The sequence below is a fragment of the Stutzerimonas stutzeri genome (assembly GCF_024448715.1).
GTDB lineage: Bacteria > Pseudomonadota > Gammaproteobacteria > Pseudomonadales > Pseudomonadaceae > Stutzerimonas > Stutzerimonas stutzeri_AR.
The window spans coordinates 471233-493023 of sequence record NZ_JAMOHZ010000004.1 but is presented as its reverse complement, the minus strand read 5'-3'; the positions used below and the strand labels follow the sequence as shown (position 1 = coordinate 493023).

Below are 21791 nucleotides of genomic sequence, written 5' to 3'. Positions count from 1 at the left end.
ACTGCTCCGAGCCATCTGGAGGCGACATGCCCAACCGACGCGAATATTCACCCGCCGATCGCCTGCTGCTGCAAGCCGATGCCGCGTTAAGAACATTGCTGCCGTTCAGTGGCCAGCCCAATCGCCCGACGCCTGCAGTATTGGAGAACGATACCGAGCTGAGCGACAGCGAAGCGCGTCACGTTGCCGGACTGATGCGGATCAATCATACCGGTGAGGTTTGCGCGCAGGCGTTGTACCAAGGGCAAGCGTTGACAGCACGATTACCGAGAGTGCGACAAGCGATGGAACGTGCCGCCGATGAGGAAGTCGACCACTTGGCCTGGTGCGAACAACGCATCCATCAGTTGGGCAGTCATACCAGCGTCCTTAACCCGCTTTTCTACGGATTGTCGTTTGGCATCGGTGCTTCTGCCGGCCTGATCAGCGACCGGATCAGTCTGGGCTTTGTGGCCGCCACCGAGGATCAGGTCTGCAAGCACCTCGATGAGCATCTAGGGCAGATTCCAGAGGCCGACAAGAAGTCTCGAGCCATTCTCGAGCAGATGCGCAAGGACGAGGCGCAGCACTCAACCGCTGCCCTCGATGCCGGCGGATTACGCTTTCCAGCGCCGATTAAATTTGGCATGAGCCTGATGGCGAAGGTGATGACCAAAACCACCTATCGCATCTGATTGCAGCAACCAAAAAGGGCGCCATAGGCGCCCTTTTTGGTTGGAATAACAATTAGCCCGGCATGTTGCGCGCGTAGAAGATTTCCAGCATCTCGTGACGCAGACGATCTTCAACCTGCTGACGCTGTTCTGCGGAAAGATTACTGGTAGCGTCACCGAACAGGTAATTCTCCAGCTCGAAGTTCTTCAGCAGCATCTTGGTGTGGAAAAGATTCTCCTGATAAACGTTGACGTCGGTCATCTGATAGGCCGAGCGCGTATCTTCGGAAAGATAGTTCTGAATCGAATTGATCTCGTGATCGATGAAGTGCTTCTTGCCTTCTACATCACGAGTAAAACCGCGGACACGATAGTCGACGGTGACGATATCCGAGTCGAATTGATGGATCAGATAATTGAGCGCCTTTAGTGGCGAGATAACACCGCAGGTTGACACGTCGATATCCACACGGAAGGTCGCTATGCCTTCGACGGGGTGAATCTCGGGATAGGTATGAACCGTGATGTGACTCTTATCCAGGTGCGCCAGGATGGTGTCTGGCAGCGGACCTGGCGACTCCTCGATCTGGCTGTCAGTCGGAGTAACCGGCTGTTCCGATATAAGGATGGTTACGCTCGCGCCCTGCGGCTCGTAGTCTTGCCGTGCAATGTTGAGAATGTTTGCACCAATGATGTCCACAACATCGGTCAGAATCTGCGTCAGCCGCTCCGCATCATACTCTTCGTCGATGTACTGTACGTACGCCTGCTGATCTTCCTGCGTTTCGGCATAGCAGATGTCGTAAATGTTGAAGCTCAAGGACTTCGTCAGGTTGTTGAACCCGTGGAGCTTGAGTTTGCTTTTCACCATTGGAAACTCTCTTTGATGCGGCTCACCGCGTGATTGAGCATGCCCGTCAGATCCCAGGTATCTGCGTAGGACGGTATACACCTCTTCGCATTAGCGACTGTGCTGTGCTGTTTTAACGAAACGGCCCCGTTGAAAAACGGGGCGCGCATTATGCAGAGTGAAGGCGGCGGGTGCCAGTGCTCAAAAATATCAATCTAATGAGTCGAAGCCTGCAGCGTTCTCGGCACATATTGAGGGAGGCGTCGAGTTCGCTGTGCTCCGGCAGTCAGCCCAGCTCGACAATCTCATAGTCATGCGTAATTTCAACGCCGGCACGCCCGAGCATGATCGATGCGGAGCAGTATTTCTCGGCGGACAGTTCGACCGCACGCTTGACCTGGGCTTCCTTCAGACCACGCCCCTTGACGACAAAGTGCAGGTGAATCTTGGTGAACACCTTCGGATCTTCACTGGCGCGCTCCGCCTCCAGGAATGCCTCGCAGCTCTCGACCGGCTGACGAGACTTCTTCAGGATGCTCACCACATCGAAGTTGCTGCAGCCACCAAGCCCGAGCAACAGCATCTCCATTGGGCGGACGCCGAGATTACGCCCGCCGTTTTCCGGCGGACCATCCATGACTACGACATGACCGCTGCCCGATTCGCCGAGAAACATCGCTTCTCCGGCCCACTGAATGCGCGCTTTCATCAATAGACTCCGGTACTAAAGGAGCGAAGCTTAGCATGACCGTCGGCACCAACTGGAGGGCAGCAATCCGACGAAACGAATGGCTCAAAGTTGATATTCGTGTCGCAGTTTTGTTGTCGATGCGGACCGGTCTGTTAAGCTCCCTTGGCCTGATAACAGAACTCAGTCATAAATAATAAGAACCTGCCTCTATTGGACACATCTTCCGGGACTACAGCATGGTCGCTATTACACTCACGCCCAAGATCAAAAACATCGACAAACTACTCGCGCATTGCCATCGTCGGCGCTATACCGCCAAGAGCACCATCATTTATGCAGGTGATCGCTGTGAAACTCTCTTCTTCATTGTTAAAGGCTCGGTCACTATCCTGATCGAGGACGATGATGGTCGGGAGATGATCATCGCCTATCTCAACTCGGGAGATTTCTTCGGAGAGATGGGCCTGTTCGAGAAGGAAGGCACCGAAAAGGAGCGTAGCGCCTGGGTACGCGCCAAGACCGAGTGCGAGGTCGCCGAACTGAGCTACGCCAAGTTCCGCGAACTGACGCAGCAGGATCCCGATATTCTTTACGCTCTCGGCAGTCAGATGGCCGAACGTCTACGCAACACTACGCGCAAGGTCGGTGATCTAGCGTTCCTCGACGTAACCGGCCGCGTTGCTCGCACGTTGCTCGACCTGTGCAAACAACCCGATGCCATGACTCATCCGGATGGCATGCAGATCAAGATCACCCGCCAGGAAATCGGCCGCATCGTCGGTTGTTCGAGGGAAATGGTCGGACGTGTACTCAAGAGCCTGGAATCCCAGGGTCTTGTACATGTAAAAGGCAAAACGATGGTGGTGTTCGGTACGCGATGAGATCGACTCAGCACTATTGAAAAAGCCGGCAATTTGCCGGCTTTTTCAATTCAGATTAATCCGGATCACCACCCAGACGCGGCCGGGCGCGTCCTGGAAAGAACAAGCGCTGTAGCTCGACGCCGGGTTGTTCGGCACGCATGAAGGCTTCCCCAACCAGAAATGCGTATACCTCGTTTATTTCCATCAACTCGACATCGGCGCGATGCAAAATCCCGCTTTCGGTGACTACGACGCGGTCACGCGGAATGCGCGGCAGCAAATCGAGTGTGGTTTCCAAGCTGAGGTCAAAAGTGTGCAGATTACGGTTATTGACGCCGACCAAAGGCGTTTCGAGGCGCAGGGCGCGCTCCAACTCCGCCCCGTCATGGACTTCCACCAGCACATCGAGTCCCTGAGCTTTTGCCACGTCTGCAAGCTCGGCCATCCGCGCATCCTCCAGCGCAGCGACAATCAGCAAAATGCAGTCGGCGCCTAGGGCTCGGGCCTCGATTACCTGATAGGGATCGACCATGAAATCCTTGCGGATCACCGGCAGCTTGCAGGCAGCGCGCGCCTGCTGCAGATAGGCGTCGGCGCCCTGAAAGAAATCGATGTCGGTCAGTACCGAAAGACAGGTAGCGCCGCCGGCTTCGTAGCTTTGAGCGATGTCCGCGGGCACGAAATCTTCGCGCAGCACACCCTTGCTCGGCGAGGCCCTTTTGACCTCGGCAATCACCGCCGGCTGTTTATTGCGAACCTGCTCTTGCAGGCTCCAGGCAAAACCACGGACCGGGTCCGCAGCAGCCGCCAGCCTTTCCAGCTCGGCCAGACTGACACGACCACGACGCTCGGCGACCTCTTCACGTTTGCGCGCAATGATTTTCTCCAGAACCGTCGGCACGCTCATTTCGAACTCTCCTGCTTGAACACCACGGTAAAGGAAACCAATTCCTCGAGCTTGTCCCGGGCTAGACCGGTGTGCAACGCATCGTGCGCCATTTCGACGCCCTGTTTCAGGCTGCTGGCAACATCGGCCGCGTAGAGCGCAGCACCCGCGTTGAGCACGATCATGTCGGCCGCCTTCTGGCCGTTGTCGGTCTTGCGTCGGCCCAGCGCATCACGAATCAGCGCCAGCGAACCTTGGGCATCATTAACGTTCAGCCCGATCAGACTTTGGCTCTTGATGCCGAAATCTTCCGGCTGGACGCTGTATTCGCTGATTTCACCACCGTTCAGCTCGGCAATATAGGTCGGTGCCGCCAGGCTTATCTCGTCCAGTCCATCCTGCGCATGGACCACCAGCACATGCTGGCTGCCCAGGCGCGCAAGTACCTCAGCCATGGGCCGACAGAGTGCCTTGCTGAAAACGCCGAGGACCTGATGCTTCACCCCGGCCGGGTTGGACATTGGCCCGAGGATATTGAACAACGTGCGCAACCCAAGCTCGCGCCGAGGGCCGGCGGCAAACTTCATCGCGCCATGATGTGCGGGTGCGAACATGAAGCCCACTCCTACCGCATCGACGCTGCGCGCCACTTGCTCAGGGGTGAGATCGAGGTAAACACCGGCCGCTTCAAGTAGATCAGCGCTACCGCTCTTGCCCGACACAGCCCGGTTACCGTGCTTAGCCACCTTGCCACCAGCGGCGGCGACCACAAAGGCTGCAGCAGTCGAGACATTGAAAATGTTCATACCGTCGCCACCGGTACCGCAGGTATCCACTAGACGATAGGTATCGAAATTCACTGGCTCTGCGAGCTCTCGCATCACCTGCACGGCCCCGACGATCTCGTCGATGGTTTCGCTTTTCATACGCATCCCCATAAGGAACGCGCCGATCTGCGCATCGGTGCATTGGCCGGTCATGATCTGGCGCATGACCGCCTTCATTTCATCGGTACTCAGATCCAACTGGCCAACGATGCGGTTGAGGGCTTCCTTGATGTCCATCAGCGCACGCCTCCGGTCTGCTTCAAAAAGTTGGCGAAAAGTTCGTGGCCCTGCTCGGTCATGATGGATTCGGGGTGGAACTGCACACCTTCAACGTTCAATGTCTTGTGCCGCAGGCCCATGATCTCGTCGGCGCTGCCGTCGTCCGTACGCGTCCAGGCCGTCACTTCCAGGCAGTCCGGCAGCGTTTCACGCTTGACCACAAGCGAGTGATAACGAGTGACGATGAGCGGGTTGTTCAACCCGGCGAACACCCCGGCATTTTCGTGCAGCACCGGGCTGGTCTTGCCATGCATGACTTGGCGCGCGCGAACCACATCACCGCCAAAGGCCTGGCCAATGCTCTGGTGCCCAAGACAAACCCCGAGAATCGGCAGCTTGCCGGCGAAATGGCGAATCAATTCCAGCGAAACGCCCGCCTCGTTCGGTGTGCAAGGGCCGGGAGAGACGACGATTCGCTCGGGGTTCAGGGCTTCGATTTCGGCCACGCTCAGCTCGTCGTTGCGCACCACTTTGACGTCCGCGCCCAACTCGCCGAGGTACTGTACGACGTTGTAAGTAAAGGAATCGTAGTTATCGAGCATCAGCAACATGATCAGTTCTCCTGCTGGTCGCGTTCGGCCAGGGCCACCGCACGGAACATGGCGCGGCGCTTGTTGAGCGTTTCTTCCCATTCCAGCGCCGGCTGCGAATCGGCGACGATGCCGGCGCCTGCTTGCACGTGCAGTTCGCCGTCTTTGATCACGGCGGTGCGAATCGCAATCGCGGTGTCCATGTTGCCGTTCCAGGCAAGATAGCCGACCGCGCCGCCGTAGACGCCCCGCTTCACTGGCTCCAGCTCATCGATGATTTCCATGGCGCGAATTTTCGGCGCGCCGGACAAGGTGCCCGCCGGCAGGATCGCGCGCAGGGCATCCATCGCCGTCAACGGCGCCTTGAGCTGGCCGGTGACGTTGGACACGATGTGCATGACATTGGAATAGCGCTCAATGACCATTTTCTCGGTCAACCGCACCGAGCCGTTCTCGGCGACGCGGCCAACGTCGTTGCGGCCCAGATCGATCAGCATCAGGTGCTCGGCCAGCTCTTTGGCGTCGCTGAGCAGATCTTTTTCCAACGCCAGGTCTGCCTCTTCGTTGGCGCCACGCGGGCGGGTACCGGCGATCGGCCGAACCGTGACCAGGCCTTCCTCGACACGCACCAGCACTTCCGGCGACGATCCCACCACGTGGAAATCACCAAAGTTGAAGAAGTACATATAAGGCGTCGGGTTGAAACAGCGCAGTGCGCGGTACAGGTCGATCGGCGCGGCCTTGAACGGAATCGACATGCGCTGGGAAATCACTACCTGCATGCAATCGCCGGCGAGGATGTAATCCTTGATGCGGTTGACGGCCTGCTCGTAGTCCTCATGGGTGAAGCTGGAGCGGAACGTCGGTTCGGCACCACCACCGCTTTCAAAATCCAGGCCCAGACGCGGCGTAATCGACTGCCGCAACTTTTCGCGCAGCGCTTGCAGCGTTGCCTGTCCCGCCTCGTAGGCGCCTGGCTGGGACGGGTCGACCAGAACGATGCAGTGCAGCTTACCAGCGAGGTTGTCGAACACCACCACCGCATCGGAAACCATCAATAGTATGTCGGGCGTTCCCAGCGGATCGGGGTTGGGACACTGCGCCAGCTTGCGCTCAACATAGCGCACGCTGTCGTAGCCGAAGTAGCCCACCAGACCGCCATTGAAGCGCGGCAGCCTCTCAACCGGCGCCACGCGGTAGCGCTGTTGGAAGGCTTCAACGAAGGCCAGCGGATCCTCGACCTCGCAATTTTCAGTCTCGACGTCATCGGTGGTGACGCTGATGCGATGATCCTGCACCCGCAGCACGGTGCGGCACGGAAGGCCGATGATCGAGTAGCGCCCCCACTTTTCCCCGCCCTGTACGGACTCGAGCAAATAGGAATTGGGCGCGTCGGCCAGCTTGAGATACAGCGTCAGCGGCGTGTCGAAGTCGGCGAGGGTCTCGAACGACAAGGGGATGCGGTTGTAGCCTTCAGCGGCTAAACGCAGGAATTCTTCGCGGGTCATATCAGCCTCGTGGTCGGAGGGAGCTACTTGGGTCAGGCACAGCAAACGTACCGGGCAAGCCGGCAGAAGATGTCAGGCGCGCCAGCGCCAACGGGCCAGGGCCTTGATGACATTCATCCATTGTTTGCGGGTGACCACCACGATCTGATCTCGTCTGCGGGATTTTCGGGATGTGCGGAACAGAGGCCACACTAGCGCAGCCCCGAACCCGAAGCAACCAGCTCGCGCAGGTCATCGAGCACCAGAGCAGGCTGCTCGTTTGCGATGGGCTCCCCGTGGTTGTACCCGTAGCTGAGCGCGACGCAGGGGACAGCCGCAGCCTTTGCGGCGCGGACGTCGTTGCGCGAGTCGCCGATAAACAACGAGGCGGACGGTTCGACCTCTGCCTGGCCCATTACCCATAACAGCGCCGCCGGGTCGGGTTTCTGCTGGGGCAGCGTGTCGCCACCAACCAGCCACTGGAAATAACCAGCGAGCCCCTTCTCTTCCAGTAGCGGTTCAATAAATTGCGCCGGCTTGTTGGTGATGATCGCCAGCTTCACATCTCGCTCACGCAGCCAGTCGAGACATTCCAAGACGCCCGGATAGACAGCGGTCAGCTCATGGCCGCCAGCATAGGCCTGCATGAACAGCGTCAGCGCCTCGTCGGCTAGCTCATCAGCCACACCGCCATGCTGCAACTGACCGGCCAGCGCACGACGCATCAGCACCTTCGAGCCATTGCCGACCCAATCACGCACCCGTGCCACACCGGCGGGCTCGCGACCCAGCAGCATCAGCGTCTTGTCCACCGCAGCGGCCAGATCCGGCACCGAATCCATCAGGGTGCCGTCCAGGTCGAACATCACCAGGCGCGGCAGCTGGCCGCCGAACAGTTGTTCCAGGCGTGTCATGGGCGGGCCAGCGCCAGTTCGGCACGCATCTGGTCGATCACCGCCTTGTAATCCGGCTGGTTGAAGATCGCAGAGCCCGCCACGAAGGTATCAGCGCCCGCTGCGGCAATCTCGCGGATGTTCTTGGGATTGACGCCGCCGTCGATCTCCAGACGAATCTCCCGGCCGCTGGCATTGATCAGCGCACGTGCTTCGCGCAACTTGTCCAGCGTGCCGGGGATGAACTTCTGCCCGCCGAAGCCGGGGTTGACGCTCATCAGCAGGATCATATCGACCTTATCCATGACGTACTTCAGCACGTCCAGCGGCGTCGCCGGATTGAACACCAGGCCGGCCTTGGCGCCGCCGTCCTTGATCAACTGCAACGAGCGGTCGATGTGCTCGGAGGCTTCTGGGTGAAAGGTGATGTAGCTGGCGCCTGCTTCGAGGAAGTCGCCGATCATGCGGTCCACCGGCTTGACCATCAGGTGCACGTCGATGGGTGCGGTGACGCCGTGCTTGCGCAACGCCGAGCAGACCATCGGGCCGATAGTCAGGTTGGGTACGTAGTGGTTGTCCATCACATCGAAATGGACGATGTCCGCACCGGCGGCGAGCACGTTGTCCACTTCCTCACCCAGACGGGCGAAATTGGCAGAAAGAATGGAGGGGGCGATGGCGAACGGCTGCATGACGACCTCGGGTAGCGCGGGCGGAATGCCGCGCATTGTACCCGAGGGGCCAGCATTGCGGCGCGTCTGACATCCGCTGTGAATGCCGGCGCGCACGGGCGGATCAGGTGAGCTCGTCGAAGCACTCGCCGATGATCGCCAGGCCACGATCGAGCAGGTCGTCTTCAACAGTCAGCGGCACCAGCACTCGCAGCACGTTGGAGTAGGTTCCGCAGGACAACAGGATCAGCCCCTTCTCCCGCGCCCGTACAACGATCTGCGAGGTCAACGCCGCAGCTGGGCGTGCATGATCGCCCTCGTCGAACAGTTCGATGGCAACCATCGCACCGAGCCCGCGCACCTCGCCGATTTCCTTGTGCCGCGCCTGCATAGCCTCGAGGCCAGCCGTGAGCTTCTGGGCCACGGTCTTGCAGCGATCGAGCAGCCTCTCTTCTTCGAAGATCTCCATGACCGCCAGCGCAGCGGCACAGGACAGCGGATTACCCGCATAGGTGCCGCCCAGGCCACCCGGAGCAATGGCGTCCATCACTTCAGCCTTGCCGCACACACCGGCAATCGGGAACCCACCGCCGACGGACTTGGCGAAAGTAGTCAGATCGGCAGCCACGCCCATCTGCTCCATGGCGAAGAAGGTGCCGGTGCGCCCTGCCCCCGTCTGTACCTCATCGGCAATCAGCAGGATGCCGTGCTGGTCGCACAGCGCGCGCAGGCGGACCATGAATTCCTTCGGCGCGACGTTGAAACCGCCTTCGCCCTGCACCGGCTCGATGATGATCGCCGCGATGTCGCGCGGCTCGGCGTCGTTCTTGAAGATGCGCTCAATGCTCTCGATTGACTCGTCGACGCCGACGCCATGAATTGAGCAGGGATACAGCGCGCGGAAGATGCCCCCCGGCATCAAGCCCATGCCCGACGAATAAGGCGCGACCTTGCCGGTGAGGCCGAGCGTCATCATGGTGCGGCCGTGATAAGCACCGGTGAAGGCGATCACGCCGGCGCGACCGGTGGCGGCACGAGCGATCTTCACCGCGTTCTCCACCGCTTCGGAACCGGTGGTGACCAGCAGCGTTTTCTTTGCAAAATTACCCGGTACTCGCGAGTTGATCTTTTCGCACAGCTCGACGTAGGGTTCGTAAGCCAGAACCTGGAAGCAGGTGTGGGTCAGCTTGTGCAGCTGCGTCTCTACCGCCTTGATGATTTTCGGATGCAGGTGGCCAGTATTCAGCACAGCGATGCCACCGGCGAAGTCGATGAATTCGCGACCTTCGACGTCGACGACGCTGCAGTTCGTCGCGTGGTCGGCAAAGATTGGATGGATCTGACCGACGCCACGGGGAACGGCGGCGACACGGCGTTGCATTAGGGATTCGTTGGTCTTACTCATAAGCTCCTCAGTAGCCGCTCATCGTCGGCGCGGGTCGGAATGGACGTCAGGGAGCAAGCGCGGCAGCATACGATGATCGACTGCCGCACCATCCGGGCGTTCGGATAACAGTAGAACTCTGTGCATTATTTTGCACGCCAAATTTGCGATGCTGCCCGATCCGGGCCGGTGGCGGGCAAGCTAACGGGTCAATTTTGGCAAGGCCAACGCGTGAGGCCATGAAACAGGCACTAACAGACAGCGACCAGGCAGTTAGAAATGCCAACATAAGCCTCTCGAAGCCAGCCGTGACGCCGAAAGTATTCGGATGAGTGCCAGCGTGGTCCGTTACCAGTTGCACGACATATCACAGGGAGCCTAATGCCTCGTTTTCTCGAACCACTGCGGCTTCTAGTTTTCGTGTCCGCGATCGTGTTGGCGTCAGGCAGCAGCGCTGCAGACGAACCTGTCACGCCGGAAACCACGCCGGCCACAACACCAATCGAACGTCCGAAGTTACTGTCGCGCAGCGAAGCCATGGCGGCCGATCTGAAGCGGCAGCTGCCAGCCAGCGAAATTGTCAGCTTGTCGGCAGGTGAGGATGAATTTTTGGCGCTATGGCGGCCAGCGAATGTCGGCGCACCCAAAGGACTAGTGATTTTGCTGCCGGGGAACGGTGAGAGTGCGGATTGGCCACGCGGTATCGGCCCGCTGCGCAGAAGTCTGCCCGATCATGGCTGGCACACTTTGAGCCTCAGCCTGCCGGACGCGCCGCAGATCACGCCTGCTGACACCACACACCCAGATGAGCCGTTGAAAGAAGAACCCGAACAACCCGAAACGGTGCCGGAGGTGGCGGAGGAAGAAAACGCACCCAACGAGGCGGGCTACCTGCCGGAAGAAACGGCCACCACGCCGAGCGAGCCACCACTTGATGAACCCGAGGCGCAAGATTCACCCGAGCCAGAAGTTACCGAGCTCAGCCATGCCGACCAGATAGCCGAACGCCTCGATGCTGCCCTGACCTTCGCCCGCTCCAAGCAGCCGAGGAAAATAGTCCTTCTCGGACAAGGCACAGGCGGTTATTGGGCTGCGCGCTATCTCCAGCAGTTGGCGCCAGACGATGTGGCGCATCTGCTATTGATCCAGCCGCATCAGCCAGAGGGGCAGGACGAAGCGCTCGCAGATCTGGTTACAGCGCTCAAGTTGGCCACCGGCGACTTCTATTACAAGGACAACACCGGCAACCTCTCGGCGGCCCGCGAGCGGTTGAATGCGAGTCGTCGTATCAAGCATCCGGCTTATGAACAGGTGGGGTTGCAGCCGCTGTTCGGTAACCGAAAGGCCGAACAGGAACAGCTCGTGCGACGGGTACGTGGCTGGCTGGACAGGAAGCGGTAGCGTTTCGCCTGCTCCGCTCGGGGACAGCACTAACGAAAGCCCTTGCGCTCACGAATCAAGGCGTAAGCGTTGTGCAATTCACGGGTGCGCTCGGTAGCCTCGCGGACCTGTAATGGCGTTGCCCCGGCGCCGGCCTGTTTGTCGGGATGATGCTTACTGAGCAGACGGCGATAGGCTCGCTTGATTACCTGCGGCTCGCTGTCGGCGCGCACACCTAGCAAACGCAACGCCTGTTCATAAGCGCCCCCTAGGTTGCTCGGCGCGCCTTGACGTTGTCCGCCACTCTGATCCAACGCCGCGATGGCCGCCGAATCCCAGCCCATCCACTTTCCCCAAAGCATGATCAGCTCGTGCTCGCGAGCATCGATCTGACCCTTCGCCCGTGCCATTCGCCAACAGGCCTGAAGTACGGCCTTGGCTTCGTCGTGCCGACCCCGTAAACGCTGCAGCGGCTCGCGCAAGCCGTCGCCACTGGATTTGCCACGATAGAACGCATCGATGGCCGCACGCTGGGCCGTTGACGCCAACTGTAGTCGACGCATCTCACTACGAGCGGCCTGGATATGCGCTTCGCTGATTCGGCCGCTGCTTTTGGCCAAGCGTCCAAGGAGAAAGAAAAGCAATTCGTATCCGTGTATTGCCGGCTTGCCGCCACCAAGGCGGTGACGCAGGCTCGCCCAGGAATCGAGTCCGAGCCGGCGATCGAGTACCTGCCCGAGCAAGGCGCCGAGCAGCGCCCCCGGAATGCTCGCCAGCCACCAGCCAGCCAGCGCGCCCAACAGCGTAATGGGCCAGAACATCTAGCGTCGCGCCTCCAGGAATCGCTCGACTTCGGCCAGCCGCTCGTGGGTGCCGACGTCGATCCACCGCCCGCAGTAGTGCTCGCCGCTCACGAGCCCCTCGGCCATTGCCTGACGCAACAATGGCGCTAGTTTGAATGCACCTGCGCTGCAGCCATCGAACAGGCGTGGGCTCAATATTGCGATGCCGCTATAGGTCAGTTTGGTATTCGACGCGGATATTTCCCTAACCGAGCCATCGACCAACGCGAAATCGCCATCGGGATGATGCGCCGGATTGTTTACTAACACTAGGTGCGCCAACCCGGAGACCGGCTTGTCCAACAAGCTGAAGTCGTAATCGGTCCAGATATCGCCGTTGACCACCAGGAATGGCTGGTCGCCAAGCAACGGCAGCGCCCGATGAATCCCGCCGCCGGTTTCCAGTGGCTCATCTTCCGCCGAATAACGGATGCGCAGGCCGAAGCGATCCCCCTGGCCTAAATACGCCTCGATCTGAGCACCCAGCCAGGCGTGATTGATCACCAGCTCGTTGAAGCCGGCCTCAGCCAAGGCTCGAATGTGATATTCGATCAAAGGCGTGCCGCCCGCCCGTACCAGCGGCTTGGGTGTATGCAGAGTCAGGGGGCGAAGGCGCTCGCCCTTACCTGCAGCGAGAATCATCGCCTTCATGGAGTGGCCTGCGCATGCGGTAAACCCTGCAACAATTGCTGCAGCTCGGCCAGCTCTGGGCGGCGCGCCAGCACCGTCTCGATATAGGTAAAAAAGCGAGGCACATCGGACAGATAACGTGGTTTGCCGTCGCGGTGACAGATCCTGGCGAAGATGCCGATGACCTTCAGGTGCCGCTGCAACCCCATCAGATCACTGGCGCGGTGAAACTCGGCGAAGCTGTCCTGAACCGGGATGCCGGCTGCCCGCGCGGACTCCCAATAACCCTGGAGCCAACCCTGGACACGCTCTTCGGGCCAGCTAAGAAAGGCATCTTTGAACAGAGACGTAACGTCGTAGGTCACTGGTCCGATCACCGCATCCTGGAAGTCCAGCACACCGGGGTTCGGCTGGCTGAGCATCAGGTTGCGCGGCATGTAGTCGCGATGCACCAGCACGGTGGGCTGGCCGAGCGCCGAGTCGATCAGCAGCCGGCATATCCGCTCCCAGGCCTGCTGCTCGGCAGGGCTGAAACTGTGACCGAGATGGCGCTGTACGTACCACTCTGGAAACAGCTGCAGCTCCCGACGCAGCAGCGCCTCGTCATAGGATGGCAGTGGTATCGGTACCGGCCCTGCCTGGAACGCCAGAAGCGATTGAATCGCGTCGGCGAACAGCTCATCGGCATTGGCCTGGTCGATTACGTCCAGGTAGGTCTGCCGACCCAGATCGCTCAATAACAGAAAACCACGCTCGAGATCTTCAGCCAGTATCGCCGGCACGTGAACGCCCGCCTCAGCCAGCAGCGCAGCGACCGCAACGAATGGCCGGCAGTTCTCCTGCGGCGGCGGTGCATCCATGAGAATGAAGCTACGCCCCTCCGCCTCCCAGCGAAAATAGCGACGAAAGCTGGCATCGCTGCTGGCCGGGACCAAGGGCGCATCGGGTGCTTCACCCCATCCTCGACGGGCGAAAAGCTCGCTTAGGCGGGGCTTTAGCCAGGCGTTGAGGTCCAGCAGGCGTTGATCGTGTTGCGGCATATCAGGGCTCTCCACGGCGCTAGCCGATAGGCGGGTCATGCTTTATTATCCAGCATCTTTTTCAGACCATCGAGAGGCGTGCGGCCCAGCCCGGCCGATGGCTCGCCGCAAGCACGGACCAAAAAACAAGATGGCAGTCAAATATCCCGCGTTTCGTAAAAAATTCCCCCTACTGGTTACCGGCGGCTTGCTCGCATTGCAACCTGTAGCGACTCCTCTTGTTATCGCAGCCGAACAATTCGCTTGCCAGCCAGGCGCCGGTGGCAGTTGGGATTGCGCCTCCGACATCGATAGTTCCGCCCTGCCCCGTCCGGTGCACCGTGGCAGCGCCGCCGAGAGCGGCAGCACCTCGGCGAAACCGCGCGCGAGCAAAGCCGAACGCCAGGCAGCTACCACCACGTTGGTTACCGAGAGCAAAGGCCGTGCCCTCGCCTCGCGCAGCGCTGACTATAGCCATCTCGATTGGGTGCCGCGCAACCAACTCACCAATGCACAACTGGCCGAAACGGGTCCCTATTGTGCCGGCACCTATGTCGAGCCGAGCCGTCCGGGTCAGTTCGACAATACGCCGATGAGCGAAGCACCGACCTATGTTTCGGCAAAAGCCACCCGCTACGAACAGCAGCAGGAAGTCGCCACGCTGGCGGGCGATGTGGTGCTGCGTCAGGGCAGCATCCAGGCCGAAGCCGACGAGGCGAGTCTGTATCAGCTGGAAAATCGTGGCGAACTGAAGGGCAACGTCCGTCTGCGTGATCGCGGCGCGCTGATGGTCGGCGATCGCGCCGAACTCTTCCTCGATACCGGTGAAGCCCAAGTCGAGAACGCCGAATACGTGATCCACGAAGGCAAGGTCCGCGGCAGCGCGCTGTATGCCAAGCGCACGGAAAACGCCATCATTCGCCTCAAGGACGGGACGTACACCAGCTGCGAGCCGGGCGAGAACAGCTGGCATCTGAAAGGCAACAACGTCACCCTGAATCCCGCTACCGGTTTCGGCTCGGCGACCAACGTGACGCTGCGGGTCAAGGACATTCCGGTGTTCTACACGCCCTATATTCATTTCCCGATTGATGATCGCCGCCAGTCCGGCTTCCTTGCGCCCAGCATCAGCTCGTCCAGCGACACCGGGTTATCGCTGGTCACGCCGTACTACTTCAACCTGGCTCCGAATTTCGACGCCACGCTCTACCCGAATTACATGACCGATCGCGGCCTGCTGCTCGAAGGCGACTTCCGTTACCTGACCCGGCGTAGCGAAGGTCAGGTCAGCGCGGGCTACCTTGACGACAGCAACGACGATCGCGAGCTGCAATCGGAATATGAAGACCAGCGCTGGATGTACAGCTGGCAGCACCGGACCGGGCTGGATTCACGCCTGCTGGCTGAAGCCGACTACACCGACATCAGCGACCCTTACTACTTCCAGGATCTGGATACCCAGCTGGGCATCGATCAGCCAGACCATCTCGATCAGCGCGGCACGCTTAGCTATCGCGGCGACAGTTACACCGCGCGGTTGAACGTGCACGCCTACGAACGCGCCACTATCGCCGATATCACGCCCTACGAGCGCCTGCCACAGCTGACGCTGAACGGGGCGCTGCCGTTTCAGCCGGGCGGTCTGCGGTTTGCCTACGGCACCGAGTTCGTCAGCTTCCAGCGCAGCCTGCGTGACGGATTCTTTCAGAACGAAGACGGTATCGACCAGCGCTGGTATGACGACCGCCTGACGGGTCTTACCCGCGCGGAAGGCGAGCGCCTTCATCTGGAGCCAGGCGTCAGCCTGCCGCTGAATTGGAGTTGGGGCTTCGTCAAACCATCATTGAAGTACGCCTACACCAAATACGATCTGACGCTGGACAACCAAGGCAAGTTCGGCACCGGCGGCGTCGGCGACGATTTCAACGATTCCCCGGACCGCAGCGTTCCGATCTTCAGCGTCGACAGCGGTCTCTATTTCGATCGCGACACTCAATGGTTCGGTAAGGACTACCGCCAAACCCTCGAACCGCGGCTGTTCTATCTCTACGTACCGGAAGAAGATCAGGACGACATTCCGATATTCGATACTGGCGAGAGCACCTTCAGCTACTCGTCGCTCTGGCGCGAAAACCGTTTTTCCGGCAAGGACCGTATCGGCGATGCCAACCAGGTGTCGCTGGGCGTGACCAATCGTTGGATCGAGCCGAACGGGCTCGAGCGAAAGCGCTTCAGCATCGGGCAAGCTTTCTACTTCCGTGATCGTGAAGTACAGCTGCCGAATCTCGAAGATCGTCCGGGCTCCACGTCGGACGTATCGCCTTACGCCCTCGAATATATGTACCGCTACAACCGCGATTGGCGCTTCACTTCGACCTTCAACTGGGATCCGGATGAAGGCCGTACCCGCTCCGGTAGTGCGATGTTCCACTACCAGCCGGCAGACAACCCGAGAAAGATCGTCAACATCGGCTATCGCTATCGCAACGATACCGTCCGCTTCGATCAGGCGACCGGCCAGTGGACTTACGGCGGCGACTACGGCACGCCGGGCACTCCCGAGTACATCGAGGATTACTACAAAATCAACCAGCACGACATCTCCACCATCTGGCCGATCCTGCCGCAGTGGAGCCTGATCGCACGCTGGCAGCACGATTACAGCCGCAACCGTACACTGGAAGCCTTCGGCGGCTTCGAGTACGACAGCTGCTGCTGGAAGCTGCGCCTGATCAACCGTTACTGGATCGACTACGACGAAACCAGTCTCAACCCATCGCAGAACGATGAGCCAGACAATGGCATCTTCCTGCAAATCGTCCTCAAGGGACTCGGCGGCGTGTTCGGCAGCTCCACCGAGACATTCCTCGACGAAGGCATACAAGGTTACCGTGAACGTGAAGACCAAGCTTTCTGATTACCTGCGCCCGCTGTTGGGCGCCCTGCTAGTGAGCAGCGCAGCGCTCGCCGCACCGGTTTCGGCCGAAGTCCGTCAGCTCGACCGCATCGTCGCCATCGTTGATAACGACGTGATCATGCAGAGCCAGTTGGATCAGCGTATGCGGGAGGTCCAGCAGACCATTGAGAAACGCGGTGCGGAAATGCCGCCAACCGAGGTGATGCAACAGCAGGTACTGGAGCGGTTGATCACTGAAAATCTGCAACTACAGATCGGTGAGCGTTCCGGCATTCGCATCTCTGACGAAGAACTCAATCAAGCCATGGGCACTATCGCCCAGCGCAACAATATGACCTTGGACCAGTTTCGCGGTGCACTGGAGCGCGATGGTCTGAGCCTGGAGACCGCGCGCGAGCAGATACGCCGCGAAATGGTCATCAGCCGCGTGCGTCAGCGCCGTATCGCCGAGCGCGTCCAAGTGTCGAACCAGGAAGTCGAAAACTTCCTCGCCTCCGATCTCGGCAAGTTGCAGCTGTCCGAAGAGTATCGTCTGGCGAATATCCTGATTCCGGTGCCGGAATCGGCCGACTCGGCGGCCATTCAAGCGGCAGAACAGACCGCAATGGACACCTACAAACAGATCCAGGACGGTGCAGACTTCGCCAGGCTGGCAGTGTCACGCTCAGCCAGTGAAAACGCACTGGAAGGTGGCGATATGGGTTGGCGCAAGGCGGCTCAGCTGCCGCCACCATTCGACACTGAAGTTCGAGACATGGCAGTAGGCGACGTCACTCAGCCGGTGCGTACCCCTCCAGGATTCATCATGCTCAAGGTATTGGACAAGCGCGGCGGCAATACTCAGGTGCGCGACGAGATCCATGTTCGCCACATTCTGATCAAGCCGAGCCAGATCCGCAGCGAAGAAGAAAGCCGCCGACTCGTCCAGCGTCTGCGTGACCGTATTCTGGCTGGTGAAAGCTTTGCCGAATTGGCAAAGAATTTCTCCGAAGACCCCGGTTCGGCGCTCAACGGCGGCGACCTGGACTGGATCGACCCAAGCTCATTGGTACCGGAATTCCGCGAAGTCATGGCCAATACGCCCAGCGGCCAGCTGTCCGAAGCCTTCAAAACTCCATATGGCTGGCATATCCTTGAAGTGCTGGGGCGTCGCGCCACTGACACTAGCCAGGAATTCCGTGAGCAGCAGGCGCTGACCCTGTTGCGCAACCGCAAGTACGACGAAGAATTGCAAGCCTGGCTGCGCCAGATACGCGACGAGGCATACGTCGAAATTAAGATCTGACATCGGCGGCCGAATTGGCCTTAAACCATGCATCGCCTCTGCGGGCCGGCCATACGGCCGGCCCGTTTCTTTTTTCACCATCCAGACGACTGATAGACATGACCGCCAAACGCTTCGCCCTAACTCCCGGCGAACCCGCCGGTATCGGTCCCGACCTGTGCCTGTTGCTTGCTCGCAACAGTCATCCTCATCCATTGATCGCCATTGCCAGTGCCGACCTATTGAGCACCCGCGCCGATGAACTGGGCTTGGATATTCACGTAACAACCGTAGCGCCGGAAAACTGGCCCGATAAACCCGCTCCAGCAGGCAGTCTGTACGTTTGGGACACGCCGCTGGGTTCACCGGTTGTGGCCGGGCAGCTCGATGCGTCCAATGCCGGGTACGTACTGGAAACGCTTACTCGCGCCGGCCACGGATGCCTCGATGGAAGCTTCGCTGGCATGATCACCGCCCCGGTGCACAAAGGCGTGATCAACCAGGCGGGTATCCCGTTTTCAGGTCATACCGAGTTTCTTGCTGAGCTAACCAACACCGAGCAGGTGGTGATGATGCTTGCCACGCACGGTTTGCGAGTCGCACTGGTAACAACACATCTGCCGCTCAAGGATGTCTCCTCAGCCATCACGACCGAACGCCTGCAGCGCGTGGCACGTATTCTTCATTCCGATCTGGTGGGCAAGTTCGGTATTTCCCGGCCTCGCATACTGGTGTGCGGGCTCAATCCGCACGCAGGTGAGGGCGGACACCTGGGCCGCGAAGAAATCGAAGTCATCGAGCCGGCATTGAAGTCTCTTCGTGATGAAGGCCTTGATGTGGTTGGCCCGATGCCGGCCGACACACTGTTTACGCCAAAGCACCTCGATCACTGTGACGCTGTGCTGGCGATGTATCACGATCAGGGATTACCGGTCCTCAAATACAAAGGCTTCGGCGCGGCGGTCAATGTCACGCTGGGTTTGCCCATTGTGCGTACGTCGGTTGACCACGGCACCGCGCTGGACCTAGCGGGCAGCGGCCGAATCGATACCGGCAGCCTGCAAGTGGCGCTGGAAACGGCTTATCAAATGACCAGCCCGAGCTGAGCTGAAAGCTGAAAGCGACTCAGACTTTTGTTTGAGTCCCGTTCCTGCGGCCTGCTTTACGCCCCCCGCACCGTTATCGTCTTCCTTTTCTTACAGCCTGCTAAACTGCGCACCTTTTCGCTTTCAGCTTCAAGCTTCCCGCTTCAAGCTGCTCCCCTGGAGCTGCCGTCCATGTCCGAGAATTACCAACACCGCGCGCGCAAGCGCTTCGGCCAGAACTTTCTTCATGATGCCGGAGTGATACACCGCATTCTGCGGTCCATCCATGCCAAACAGGGCGAACGAATCGTCGAAATTGGACCAGGCCAGGGCGCTCTCACCGAAGGTTTGCTGGACAGCGGCGCACATCTAGACGTGGTCGAACTGGATTTGGACCTCATTCCAATCCTTCGGCAGAAATTTGCCGAACGTGAGAATTTCGCGCTCAATCAGGGGGATGCACTGAAGTTTGACTTCACCCAGTTGAGCTCGGAACCAAGCAGCCTGCGCATCGTCGGCAACCTGCCGTACAACATTTCCACACCACTGATTTTTCATTTGCTCGACCATGCCGGATTGATCCGTGACATGCATTTCATGCTGCAGAAGGAAGTGGTCGAGCGGCTCGCCGCGCAACCCGGCGGCGGAGATTGGGGGCGGCTGTCGATCATGGTGCAGTACCACTGCCGCGTCGAGCACCTGTTCAATGTCGGCCCCGGTGCGTTCAACCCAGCACCCAAGGTGGAGTCGGCTATCGTTCGCCTGGTACCCCACGAAGTATTGCCCCACCCGGCGCGCGACCACCGTCAGCTCGAAAACGTGGTCCGCCAGGCCTTCAACCAGCGCCGCAAGACTCTGCGCAATACGCTTAAGGGATTGCTGGATGCGGACGCCATCGCCGCGGCCGACGTTGATGGCAGCCTGCGTCCGGAACAGCTGGATCTGGCAGCGTTCGTAAGACTGTCCGACCAACTTTCCGCCCGCGTCTGACGGCGAACCCACGAGTAGGAGCACCTCATGCCTGAAGACCTTCGCTACAGGATCGACGTCGATATCAGCCCGGCATACCTGGCCGACCAATCACAGCCGGAACAAAACCGTTATGCCTTTGCCTACACGGTAACGATCGAAAACAAAGGCCAGCTCACTGCACAACTGCTCTCACGTCACTGGATCATCACCGACGGCGATGGCCAAGTGCAGGAAGTTCGTGGCGCTGGCGTGGTCGGCGAGCAGCCAGTGCTCGCTCCTGGCCAGCGACATGTCTATACCAGCGGCACGCTGATGGCTTCCCGTGTTGGCACTATGCAGGGCAGCTATCAGATGCTCGCCGAAGATGGGCATCGCTTCGACGCTATGATTGCACCCTTCCGGCTGGCCGTACCCGGAGCCCTGCATTGACTACCTATGCTGTCGGCGACCTGCAAGGTTGCCTCGAACCTCTTCAGCGCCTGTTGCAGCGGGTCGATTTCAGCCCTTCGCGCGACTGCCTGTGGCTCGCAGGGGACCTGGTCAACCGAGGCCCAAAGTCGCTTGAAGCGCTGCGCTTCGTGCGTGATCTGGGCAGTTCGGGCATCACTGTGCTGGGCAACCATGACCTGCATCTACTGGCTGTTGCACACGACGTCGGACGCCTGAAAAGAGCCGACACTCTCAAGCCGATCCTCGATGCACCCGACCGTGCGGACTTGATCGACTGGCTGCGTCAACAGAAGCTCGTCCATTACGATGCCGAACGCGAGACGACGATGGTCCATGCCGGTATTCCACCGCAATGGTCATTGACTAAGGCATTGCGGCGCTCCGCTGAAGTCGAAGCCGTATTACGCGATGACGCCATGCTGCAGCCGTTTCTCGAAGGCATGTACGGTAACCAGCCGGCCAAGTGGAACAAGGAACTGTATGGCGTGCCGCGGCTGCGCCTGATCACCAATTACTTCACACGCATGCGCTTCTGCAAAGCCGACGGCACGCTCGACCTGGAAGCCAAGGAAGGTCTGGACTCCGCACCGCCGGGGTTTGCTCCCTGGTTCAGCCACCCCAACCGCAAGACCCGAGGTTGCAAGATCATCTTCGGCCATTGGGCCGCACTGGAAGGTCAGTGCGACGAGCCCAACGTCTATGCGCTGGACACCGGCTGTGTGTGGGGTAACGCCATGACCCTGATGAATCTCGACAGCGGCGAATTGCACCGCTGTGACTGTGAGGCAACCCATGACTGATTTCAAACGCATCTCTCCGGAGCAGGCACAGGCGCTGCGCAGCGAAGGCGGCGTGATCGTCGATATTCGCGACGCGCACAGCTACGCCAGTGGCCATATCAAGGGATCGACGCATCTCGACAATCAATCGCTACCCGACTTCATCGCCGCGGCAGACCTTGACCATCCACTTATCGTCACCTGTTATCACGGCCACTCCAGCCAGAGCGCGGCGGCATACCTGATCAATCAGGGTTTCTCCGACGTCTATAGTCTCGATGGCGGCTTCGAGCTTTGGCGGCAAAGCTTTCCTCAGGACGTCGAGCAGGGCGATCCTGCATAAATAATATTTTCGCAGATGCCGCGCATTGCGCGGCGTTGCGCCCCCATCCGACGAAACGCAGCGGTAAATGCACCTCTCTTCCCTTGAATTTGTTGA

General features: G+C 59.7%; 22 protein-coding genes. 10 read left to right on the top strand and 12 right to left on the bottom strand.

What is annotated here, in order from left to right; genetic code table 11:
- The first annotated feature begins 26 nt into the window (after positions 1–26).
- On the top strand, positions 27–674 hold the full coding sequence (coq7, locus tag NAV33_RS11865) for a 2-polyprenyl-3-methyl-6-methoxy-1,4-benzoquinone monooxygenase (protein WP_255980185.1): 648 nt from the start codon (positions 27–29) through the stop codon (positions 672–674).
- A 52-nt stretch (positions 675–726) separates the two neighbouring features.
- On the opposite strand, the gene speD is transcribed toward coq7, so the two are convergent.
- The gene (speD, locus tag NAV33_RS11860) at positions 727–1521 is read right to left on the bottom strand and encodes an adenosylmethionine decarboxylase (protein WP_255980250.1); all 795 of its coding nucleotides are present in this window, start codon (positions 1519–1521) and stop codon (positions 727–729) included.
- 268 nt (positions 1522–1789) lie between these two features.
- The gene (locus tag NAV33_RS11855) at positions 1790–2212 is read right to left on the bottom strand and encodes an OsmC family protein (RefSeq protein ID WP_255980183.1); all 423 of its coding nucleotides are present in this window, start codon (positions 2210–2212) and stop codon (positions 1790–1792) included.
- A 218-nt stretch (positions 2213–2430) separates the two neighbouring features.
- Between NAV33_RS11855 and crp the strand changes: the two genes are divergently transcribed.
- Positions 2431–3075 (top strand): cAMP-activated global transcriptional regulator CRP, encoded by a 645-nt coding sequence (gene crp, locus NAV33_RS11850; RefSeq protein WP_255980181.1) that lies wholly within the window; start codon positions 2431–2433, stop codon positions 3073–3075.
- 55 nt (positions 3076–3130) lie between these two features.
- Here the strand turns inward: crp and trpC are convergent, their stop codons facing one another.
- From trpC to gabT, 7 genes are all read right to left on the bottom strand, one after another.
- A complete protein-coding gene (gene trpC, locus NAV33_RS11845; protein WP_255980179.1) occupies positions 3131–3964 on the bottom strand; it encodes an indole-3-glycerol phosphate synthase TrpC in 834 nt (277 codons plus the stop codon).
- Positions 3961–5007 (bottom strand): anthranilate phosphoribosyltransferase, encoded by a 1047-nt coding sequence (gene trpD, locus NAV33_RS11840; RefSeq protein ID WP_255980177.1) that lies wholly within the window; start codon positions 5005–5007, stop codon positions 3961–3963. Before trpD ends, trpC begins: the two co-directional genes overlap by 4 nt.
- A complete protein-coding gene (locus NAV33_RS11835; RefSeq protein ID WP_255980175.1) occupies positions 5007–5600 on the bottom strand; it encodes an aminodeoxychorismate/anthranilate synthase component II in 594 nt (197 codons plus the stop codon). Before NAV33_RS11835 ends, trpD begins: the two co-directional genes overlap by 1 nt.
- Before the next feature lie 2 nt (positions 5601–5602).
- Positions 5603–7087 carry an anthranilate synthase component I gene (gene trpE / locus NAV33_RS11830; RefSeq protein WP_255980173.1) on the bottom strand — a complete coding sequence of 495 codons (1485 nt, stop codon included), beginning with the start codon at positions 7085–7087 and terminating at the stop codon, positions 5603–5605.
- 191 nt (positions 7088–7278) lie between these two features.
- Positions 7279–7980, bottom strand: a complete 702-nt coding sequence (locus NAV33_RS11825; protein ID WP_255980171.1) for a phosphoglycolate phosphatase — start codon at positions 7978–7980, stop codon at positions 7279–7281.
- On the bottom strand, positions 7977–8651 hold the full coding sequence (gene rpe / locus NAV33_RS11820) for a ribulose-phosphate 3-epimerase (protein ID WP_255980169.1): 675 nt from the start codon (positions 8649–8651) through the stop codon (positions 7977–7979). The genes NAV33_RS11825 and rpe overlap by 4 nt, the downstream gene beginning before the upstream one ends.
- A gap of 103 nt (positions 8652–8754) precedes the next feature.
- Positions 8755–10035 carry a 4-aminobutyrate--2-oxoglutarate transaminase gene (gene gabT / locus NAV33_RS11815; protein WP_255980167.1) on the bottom strand — a complete coding sequence of 427 codons (1281 nt, stop codon included), beginning with the start codon at positions 10033–10035 and terminating at the stop codon, positions 8755–8757.
- 360 nt (positions 10036–10395) lie between these two features.
- On the opposite strand from gabT, the gene NAV33_RS11810 reads away from it, so the two are divergent.
- The gene (locus NAV33_RS11810) at positions 10396–11415 is read left to right on the top strand and encodes an alpha/beta hydrolase family protein (protein WP_255980165.1); all 1020 of its coding nucleotides are present in this window, start codon (positions 10396–10398) and stop codon (positions 11413–11415) included.
- Positions 11416–11444: 29 nt separating this feature from the next.
- Here the strand turns inward: NAV33_RS11810 and NAV33_RS11805 are convergent, their stop codons facing one another.
- Genes NAV33_RS11805 through NAV33_RS11795 form a run of 3 tightly spaced genes read right to left on the bottom strand, consistent with a single transcriptional unit; the run spans position 11445 to position 13906 of the window.
- Positions 11445–12215 (bottom strand): DnaJ domain-containing protein, encoded by a 771-nt coding sequence (locus tag NAV33_RS11805; RefSeq protein ID WP_255980163.1) that lies wholly within the window; start codon positions 12213–12215, stop codon positions 11445–11447.
- Positions 12216–12887: an N-acetylmuramate alpha-1-phosphate uridylyltransferase MurU gene (murU, locus tag NAV33_RS11800; RefSeq protein ID WP_255980162.1), complete on the bottom strand. Its 672-nt coding sequence runs from the start codon at positions 12885–12887 to the stop codon at positions 12216–12218.
- Positions 12884–13906, bottom strand: a complete 1023-nt coding sequence (locus NAV33_RS11795; RefSeq protein WP_255980248.1) for an aminoglycoside phosphotransferase family protein — start codon at positions 13904–13906, stop codon at positions 12884–12886. Before NAV33_RS11795 ends, murU begins: the two co-directional genes overlap by 4 nt.
- 130 nt (positions 13907–14036) lie before the next feature.
- Here NAV33_RS11795 and NAV33_RS11790 point away from each other — a divergent pair, with 130 nt between their 5' ends.
- From NAV33_RS11790 to glpE, 7 genes are all read left to right on the top strand, one after another.
- Complete coding sequence (locus tag NAV33_RS11790; RefSeq protein WP_255980160.1) at positions 14037–16802, top strand: LPS-assembly protein LptD; 2766 nt, start codon at positions 14037–14039, stop codon at positions 16800–16802.
- On the top strand, positions 16783–18087 hold the full coding sequence (locus NAV33_RS11785; protein WP_255980158.1) for a peptidylprolyl isomerase: 1305 nt from the start codon (positions 16783–16785) through the stop codon (positions 18085–18087). Before NAV33_RS11790 ends, NAV33_RS11785 begins: the two co-directional genes overlap by 20 nt.
- Before the next feature lie 98 nt (positions 18088–18185).
- Positions 18186–19172 (top strand): 4-hydroxythreonine-4-phosphate dehydrogenase PdxA, encoded by a 987-nt coding sequence (pdxA, locus tag NAV33_RS11780; RefSeq protein WP_255980156.1) that lies wholly within the window; start codon positions 18186–18188, stop codon positions 19170–19172.
- Positions 19173–19343: 171 nt separating this feature from the next.
- Entirely contained in the window at positions 19344–20141 is a 798-nt protein-coding gene (rsmA, locus tag NAV33_RS11775; protein ID WP_255980154.1) for a 16S rRNA (adenine(1518)-N(6)/adenine(1519)-N(6))-dimethyltransferase RsmA, read from the top strand.
- Positions 20142–20168: 27 nt separating this feature from the next.
- On the top strand, positions 20169–20552 hold the full coding sequence (gene apaG, locus NAV33_RS11770) for a Co2+/Mg2+ efflux protein ApaG (protein ID WP_255980152.1): 384 nt from the start codon (positions 20169–20171) through the stop codon (positions 20550–20552).
- Complete coding sequence (locus tag NAV33_RS11765) at positions 20549–21373, top strand: symmetrical bis(5'-nucleosyl)-tetraphosphatase (RefSeq protein WP_255980150.1); 825 nt, start codon at positions 20549–20551, stop codon at positions 21371–21373. Before apaG ends, NAV33_RS11765 begins: the two co-directional genes overlap by 4 nt.
- Positions 21366–21695, top strand: coding sequence for a thiosulfate sulfurtransferase GlpE (gene glpE, locus NAV33_RS11760; RefSeq protein WP_255980148.1), 330 nt, complete (start codon positions 21366–21368; stop codon positions 21693–21695). The genes NAV33_RS11765 and glpE overlap by 8 nt, the downstream gene beginning before the upstream one ends.
- The last annotated feature ends 96 nt before the right edge of the window (positions 21696–21791 follow it).